This is a genomic window from Aeromonas crassostreae (genome assembly GCF_054052445.1).
The window spans coordinates 22,184-28,322 of sequence record NZ_JBSTYM010000032.1 but is presented as its reverse complement, the minus strand read 5'-3'; the positions used below and the strand labels follow the sequence as shown (position 1 = coordinate 28,322).

Sequence of the window (6,139 nt, the reverse complement as noted above, 5' to 3'; positions counted from 1 at the left end):
ACCCTCGCTGCGTGAAGCCAAGACCACAGAAGTACAGTGTGAAAAAAGCCAATAAAAACAATGCCAGTCAGCCTTAACTGACTGGCATTACGCCTTTCGGCGCCTTTTTTATGGTGGTCACTCAGTGACGCAGCCCGGTTCCCCGGGAGATCAGCCACCAGGCCAGACCGTAGAGGGCGACGATGAAGCCGATGATGATGAGGTAGGCGGTGCCGAGCGGCACGTCGGAGATGCCGAGGAAGCCGTAACGGAACGCGTTCACCATGTAGATGATGGGGTTCACCTGGGAGACGGTCTGCCAGAACGGCGGCAGCAGGGTGATGGAGTAGAAGACCCCGCCCAGGTAGGTCAGCGGCGTCAGGATGAAGGTCGGTATGATGCTGATGTCATCGAACGACTTCGCGAACACGGCGTTGATCAGCCCCCCCAGGGAGAACAGGATCGAGGTGAGCAGCACGGTGAAGCAGACGCTGAACAGATGGTGGATCTGCAACGGCACGAAGAAGAGCGACACCAGGGTGACGATGAGGCCGACACACAGACCCCGGGCCACGCCGCCGCCCACATAGCCGGCGATGATGATGTAGTTGGGCACGGGGGCCACCAGCAGCTCCTCCACGTTGCGCTGGAACTTGGCGCTGTAGAAGGAGGAGGCGACGTTGGAGTAGGAGTTGGTGATGACCGACATCATGATGAGGCCGGGCACGATGAACTCCATGTAACTGAAGCCCCCCATGTCGCCGATGCGCGAGCCGATGAGGTTGCCGAAGATGACGAAATAGAGGCTCATGGTGATGGCCGGCGGCACCAGGGTCTGGATCCAGATCCGGGTGAAGCGGCTCACTTCCTTGGCCAGGATACTCTTGAAGGCGATGTAATAGGTCATGGGATTCATGCTTTGCGTCCCTCCTCTACCAGGTTGACGAACAGCTCTTCCAGCCGGTTTGCCTTGTTGCGCATGCTCAGCACCTTCACCCCCTGGGCGGAGAGCTGCTCGAACAGGCTGTTGAGGGACTGGCTCTTGTCCAGCTCCACCTCCAGGGTATGTTCATCCTGCATGCGGCCGTTGAACTCGGGCAGGGTCGGCACCTGGCTGCCAGGCACCAGATCCAGCAGGAAGGTCTCCCGTCCCAGCTTGCCCAGCAGGTTCTTCATGCTGGTGTGCTCGATGAGGCGCCCCTTGTCGATGATACCGATGTTGCGGCACAGCATCTCCGCCTCTTCCAGATAATGGGTGGTGAGTATGATGGTGACCCCCTGCTCGTTGAGATCCTTGAGGAAACTCCACATGGAGCGGCGGATCTCGATGTCCACCCCGGCGGTCGGTTCGTCCAGGATCAGCAGCTTGGGTTCGTGCATCAGGGCGCGGGCTATCATCAGCCGGCGCTTCATGCCCCCCGACAGGGTGCGGGCCGCCATGTCGCGCTTGTCCCACAGGTCGAGCTGGCGCAGGTACTTCTCGGCGCGCACCTTGGCCTCGGCCCTCGGCACCCCGTAGAAACCGGCCTGATGGGTGACTATCTGGCTCACCTTCTCGAACTGGCTGAAGTTGAACTCCTGGGGCACCAGGCCGAGCTGGGCCTTGGCCAGCTCGAGATCGGTGTCGATGTCGTGGCCGAATACCTTGACCTTGCCGGCGCTCTTGTTGACCAGAGAGCTGATCACGCCGATGGTGGTGGACTTGCCCGCCCCGTTTGGCCCAAGCAATGCGAAGAAGTCCCCCTGCTTGACGGTGAGATCTATGCCTTTAAGGGCTTCGACGCCCCCCTGATAGGTCTTTCTCAGTCCGCTGATTTCCAGTGCGTTCATGACATCCCCTGATGGCGAAGTGCCATCTCGAATCTATGAGACAGAAAAGGCGGCCTAGGCCGCCTGCAGGCATGAGCAATGTGGCGACATTACTCCTGCGGTACCACCTTGCCGATGAAGGGCAGGTTACGATACTTCTGGGCGTAATCGATGCCGCAGCCTACCACGAATTCGTCGGGAATGGAGAAGCCGATCCAGTCCACCGGCACGTGCACCTCGCGGCGGGACGGCTTGTCCAGCAGGGTGCAGATGGCCAGGGATTTGGGCTCGCGCAGGGAGAGGATCTCGCGCACCTTGTTGAGGGTGTAACCGGTGTCGATGATGTCTTCGACGATCACCACGTCCTTGCCCTTGATGTCGTCATCCAGGTCTTTGAGGATGCGCACATCCCGGGTGCTGTGCATGCCGGAGCCGTAACTGGATGCGGTCATGAAGTCCAGGGTGATGGGCAGCTGGCACTGGCGGCACAGATCCGCCAGGAAGACACAGGAGCCGCGCAAGAGGCCAATCATCACCACCTCATCCGAACCCTGATAACGGGCGGTGATCTCTTCACCCAGCTTGGCAATCCGGGCGGCCACCTCGGCCTCGGACATCATCACCTCGACGTTGTGTTTCATCACATACTCCATTGGAATCAGCACTGGCTGACTCTTCATTGATTTCAAAACCCTTGATTCTACCACCCCAGACGGGGGTCGTCAGGCATACGTGATGCTTTTATCGGCTTATTTAAATTGTTAGAGTTAGCACGCCCCCGGGCATTATCGGTGACCATACTATAAACACCATAATCAATAACTATTAGATGAAAAAATCATGGAACCACGCGCAGAAATAAGACGGAGAACCCGGCTTTCACCGGAGGCCCGTCGCACTCAACTCATGGAATGTGCCATCGAGGTATTCTCTCGTCGCGGCATCGGCCGGGCAGGCCATGCCGAGATCGCAGAACAAGCCAAAGTGTCAGTTGCAACCGTTTTCAACTACTTCAATACCCGTGAAGAGCTCGTGGATGAGGTGCTCACCGAGATAGAGCAGTTCGTACACCAGATGCTGGAACAGGCGTATGCGGGCAACCGCCCGGTACGGGACCGCATTCACAGCCATGTTCAGCTGTTTGTCGATGCGGCCTATGACAAGCCGGATCACGCCAACATCTGGCTGGAGTGGAGCTCCTCGGTGCGGGAAGAGGTGTGGCCCCGCTATGCCATGCTGCTGGACAAGGCACTGGAGCGCATCACTCCGGTACTGCAGTCCGCCATGGACGATGGCGAGATCCAGAGCGTGCTGAGCGCCCAGGACTTGGCCCGCTCCCTGACCGGTTTTGGCTACGTCATGATGCAGATGATCAACTCCCCCCAGCGCCCGGCGCGTGACGAGGTGACCGAGTTTCTGTTCAAGTACGTGACGGCCCCCATCCAGGCCTGATCCCCCTCACTACGACAAACGGCGCCCTGGGCGCCGTTTTTGTTCGCACTCTCCTTCACCCGCCCTCAGGCTTGCGGGCCTGCATATCCCCAGCGAGCGGTGAGTCCGTGTTCGACCCCCAGGTGATCCAGCATGCGGGCCACCATGAAGTCCACCAGATCCTCGATACTCTTCGGCTCATGATAAAAACCGGGCGCGGCGGGCATGATGGTCACCCCGAGACGGGCCAGGCTCAGCATGTTCTCCAGATGGATCGCCGAGAAGGGGGTCTCGCGAGGCACCAGGATCAACTGACCCCGCTCCTTGATCACCACGTCCGCCGCCCGCTCCAGCAGGCTGTCGGAGGCGCCATGGGCGATGGCGGAGACGGTCCCCATGGAGCAGGGGCAGACCACCATCTGCCTGGGGGCCGCCGAGCCGGAGGCCACGGGCGAGAACCACTCCTCCTTGCCGCAGGCGACGATCTGTCCCTCTTTGGCGCCAAACTCGCGGCAGAGCTGCTCGGAGAGCACCTTGGGGGAGGCGGGCCAGTCGATGCCCTGCTCCGTCTTGAGCACCACCCGCGCCGCCGACGAGGCCAGCACATAGACCTGATAGTCCGCCTGCACCAGGCACTGGAGCAGCCGCAGCGCATAGGGGACACCGGAGGCGCCGGTCAGGGCGAGCGTGATGCGCTTCATGCCGGTTGCCGCTGTTGCAGACGCGCCAGCAGCTTGTCGTGGATGCCGCCAAACCCGCCGTTGCTCATGATGAGGATGTGGTCGCCGTCGCGGCTCTCGGCCACCAGCTCGCCGATCAGGGTCTCCAGATCGGCAAACACCTTGGCCGGGCGGCTCATGTGGGCGGTCACTTCGCCAAGATCCCAGTCGATGTTGCTCGGCTGGAACAGGAACACCTGGTCTGCCTCGTCGAAGCAGGCGGCCAGCTCCTCCTTGTGCACCCCGAGCTTCATGGTGTTGGAGCGGGGCTCCAGCACCGCCAGGATGCGGGCCTTGCCGCCCAGGTTGTCCACCCTGGCGCGCAGGCCGCCCAGGGTGGTGGCAATGGCCGTAGGGTGATGGGCGAAGTCGTCATAGACGCGGATCCCGGCCACCTCTCCCTTGAGCTCCATCCGTCGCTTGGGGGAGTGGAAGGCGCACAGGGCGGCAATGCCATGCTCCACCGTCACGCCGGCATGACGGGCGGCGGCGATGGCCATCAGGCCGTTGTTGACGTTGTGCTCGCCGATACACTCCCAGTGCACCTCTCCCTGCTTCTCGCCATCGAGCCACACCTCGAAGGCGGAACCGTCGTCCCTCAACTTGATCGCCTGCCACTTGGCGTCATCCTGACCCACCAGCTCCACCTCGCTCCAGCAGCCCATCTTGCGCACCGCTGTGAGGTTGTCATCGGCCTGGGGGAAGAGCACGCGGCCATTGCCGGGCACCATTCGCATCAGATGATGGAACTGCCGCTGGATGGCGGCGAGATCGGGGAAGATGTCCGCATGGTCGAACTCCAGATTGTTCATCACCAGGGTGCGCGGCCGATAGTGGACAAACTTGGATCGCTTGTCGAAGAAGGCGCTGTCGTACTCGTCGGCCTCGATGACGAAGAAGGGGGCCGAGCCCAGACGAGCCGAGACCGGGAAGTTGCCGGGGACGCCGCCGATGAGGAAGCCAGGTTCGAGCCTGGCGTATTCGAGCACCCAGGCCAGCATGCTGGCGGTGGTGGTCTTGCCGTGGGTGCCAGCCACCGCCAATACCCAGCGATCCTGCAGCACATGCTCCAGCAACCACTGGGGACCCGAGGTGTAAGGAAGGTTGCGATTGAGCACATACTCCACGCAGGGATTGCCCCGGCTCATGGCGTTGCCGATCACCACCAGATCCGGCGCCGGATCGAGCTGGGACGGGTCATAACCCTCGGTCAGTTCTATGCCCTGCTGCTCGAGCTGGGTGCTCATGGGGGGATAGACGTTGGCATCCGAGCCGGTCACCCGATAACCCAGCTGCTTGGCCAACACCGCCACCCCGCCCATGAAGGTGCCACAGATACCGAGGATGTGAATATGCATACCGCTTGCCCTTGCTGTAGAGAGAGCAGGCATTCTAGCAAGATGGCGGCAATTTGGCAGAGGCTGGCGCAGATCCTGCGACAGGCGCCCGCCACCATGGGGTCAGGGCAGGCTCCCTTGCCCGCAAAATCCGGGCCTGTCACGGCAAACCGAGCGCCATGGCGCGCATATATGGTCATTTGACGGGACATCGCTATAATATCGGCCTGCAAACTCGACTCGACTCTCATTGAAGGAATCCCCATGAGCCTGAACCTGGTACCGGCCGGCAAGAGCCTGCCCGAAGATATCTATGTTGTTATCGAGATCCCGCAAAACGCCGATCCGATCAAATACGAAGTCGACAAGGACAGCGGTGCCATCTTCGTTGACCGCTTCATGTCCACCCCCATGTTCTACCCGTGCAACTACGGCTACGTGAACGCTACCCTGTCCCTGGACGGAGATCCGGTCGACGTGCTGGTGCCGACCCCCTACCCGCTGCTGGCCGGCTCCGTCATCCGTTGCCGCCCGGTCGGCGTGCTGAAGATGACCGACGAATCTGGTGAAGATGCCAAGATCGTGGCCGTGCCGCACTCCAAGCTGACCAAGCAGTACGACCACATCCAGGATGTGAACGACCTGCCCGAGCTGCTCAAAGCCCAGATCCAGCACTTCTTCGAGCGCTACAAAGAGCTGGAAGCCGGCAAATGGGTCAAGGTGGAAGGTTGGGGCGACAAGGCCGCCGCCGAAGCCGAAATCCTGAGCTCTGCCGAGCGTTACGCCGCCAAATAAGCCGCGTCTCCCTCGTCAAGTCCATAAAAGGCGCCCATTGGGCGCCTTTTATGTTTTGCTGGTGCATAT

Annotated in this window: 7 protein-coding genes; 2 read left to right on the top strand and 5 right to left on the bottom strand. The window is 61.0% G+C overall.

All coding sequences use genetic code 11. The annotated features are described in order from the left end of the window. Nucleotides 1–121: 121 nt before the first annotated feature. From ACW5W4_RS17535 to hpt, 3 genes are all read right to left on the bottom strand, one after another. Nucleotides 122–895, bottom strand: coding sequence for an ABC transporter permease (locus ACW5W4_RS17535; RefSeq protein ID WP_456690245.1), 774 nt, complete (start codon nucleotides 893–895; stop codon nucleotides 122–124). After that, the gene (locus tag ACW5W4_RS17530) at nucleotides 892–1,809 is read right to left on the bottom strand and encodes an ABC transporter ATP-binding protein (protein ID WP_427263095.1); all 918 of its coding nucleotides are present in this window, start codon (nucleotides 1,807–1,809) and stop codon (nucleotides 892–894) included. The genes ACW5W4_RS17535 and ACW5W4_RS17530 overlap by 4 nt, the downstream gene beginning before the upstream one ends. Before the next feature lie 89 nt (nucleotides 1,810–1,898). Further along, nucleotides 1,899–2,429 (bottom strand): hypoxanthine phosphoribosyltransferase, encoded by a 531-nt coding sequence (gene hpt, locus ACW5W4_RS17525; protein ID WP_408818974.1) that lies wholly within the window; start codon nucleotides 2,427–2,429, stop codon nucleotides 1,899–1,901. A gap of 199 nt (nucleotides 2,430–2,628) precedes the next feature. On the opposite strand from hpt, the gene ACW5W4_RS17520 reads away from it, so the two are divergent. Further along, entirely contained in the window at nucleotides 2,629–3,240 is a 612-nt protein-coding gene (locus ACW5W4_RS17520) for a TetR/AcrR family transcriptional regulator (RefSeq protein WP_456690244.1), read from the top strand. Between the two features lie 65 nt (nucleotides 3,241–3,305). On the opposite strand, the gene ACW5W4_RS17515 is transcribed toward ACW5W4_RS17520, so the two are convergent. Both ACW5W4_RS17515 and mpl read right to left on the bottom strand, forming a co-directional pair. After that, nucleotides 3,306–3,920 carry a flavin prenyltransferase UbiX gene (locus tag ACW5W4_RS17515; RefSeq protein ID WP_456690243.1) on the bottom strand — a complete coding sequence of 205 codons (615 nt, stop codon included), beginning with the start codon at nucleotides 3,918–3,920 and terminating at the stop codon, nucleotides 3,306–3,308. Continuing rightward, a complete protein-coding gene (gene mpl / locus ACW5W4_RS17510; protein ID WP_456690242.1) occupies nucleotides 3,917–5,296 on the bottom strand; it encodes a UDP-N-acetylmuramate:L-alanyl-gamma-D-glutamyl-meso-diaminopimelate ligase in 1,380 nt (459 codons plus the stop codon). Before mpl ends, ACW5W4_RS17515 begins: the two co-directional genes overlap by 4 nt. A gap of 243 nt (nucleotides 5,297–5,539) precedes the next feature. On the opposite strand from mpl, the gene ppa reads away from it, so the two are divergent. Continuing rightward, on the top strand, nucleotides 5,540–6,070 hold the full coding sequence (gene ppa / locus ACW5W4_RS17505; protein ID WP_041992003.1) for an inorganic diphosphatase: 531 nt from the start codon (nucleotides 5,540–5,542) through the stop codon (nucleotides 6,068–6,070). Nucleotides 6,071–6,139 lie beyond the last annotated feature (69 nt).

Bases quoted from the DNA above. Each gene is read 5' to 3' on its own strand.
- ACW5W4_RS17530 (WP_427263095.1), bottom strand. From the start codon at position 1,809: ATGAACGCACTGGAAATCAGCGGACTGAGAAAGACCTATCAGGGGGGC.
- ACW5W4_RS17515 (WP_456690243.1), bottom strand. From the start codon at position 3,920: ATGAAGCGCATCACGCTCGCCCTGACCGGCGCCTCCGGTGTCCCCTAT.
- hpt (WP_408818974.1), bottom strand. From the start codon at position 2,429: ATGAAACACAACGTCGAGGTGATGATGTCCGAGGCCGAGGTGGCCGCC.
- ACW5W4_RS17520 (WP_456690244.1), top strand. From the start codon at position 2,629: ATGGAACCACGCGCAGAAATAAGACGGAGAACCCGGCTTTCACCGGAG.
- ACW5W4_RS17535 (WP_456690245.1), bottom strand. From the start codon at position 895: ATGAATCCCATGACCTATTACATCGCCTTCAAGAGTATCCTGGCCAAG.
- mpl (WP_456690242.1), bottom strand. From the start codon at position 5,296: ATGCATATTCACATCCTCGGTATCTGTGGCACCTTCATGGGCGGGGTG.
- ppa (WP_041992003.1), top strand. From the start codon at position 5,540: ATGAGCCTGAACCTGGTACCGGCCGGCAAGAGCCTGCCCGAAGATATC.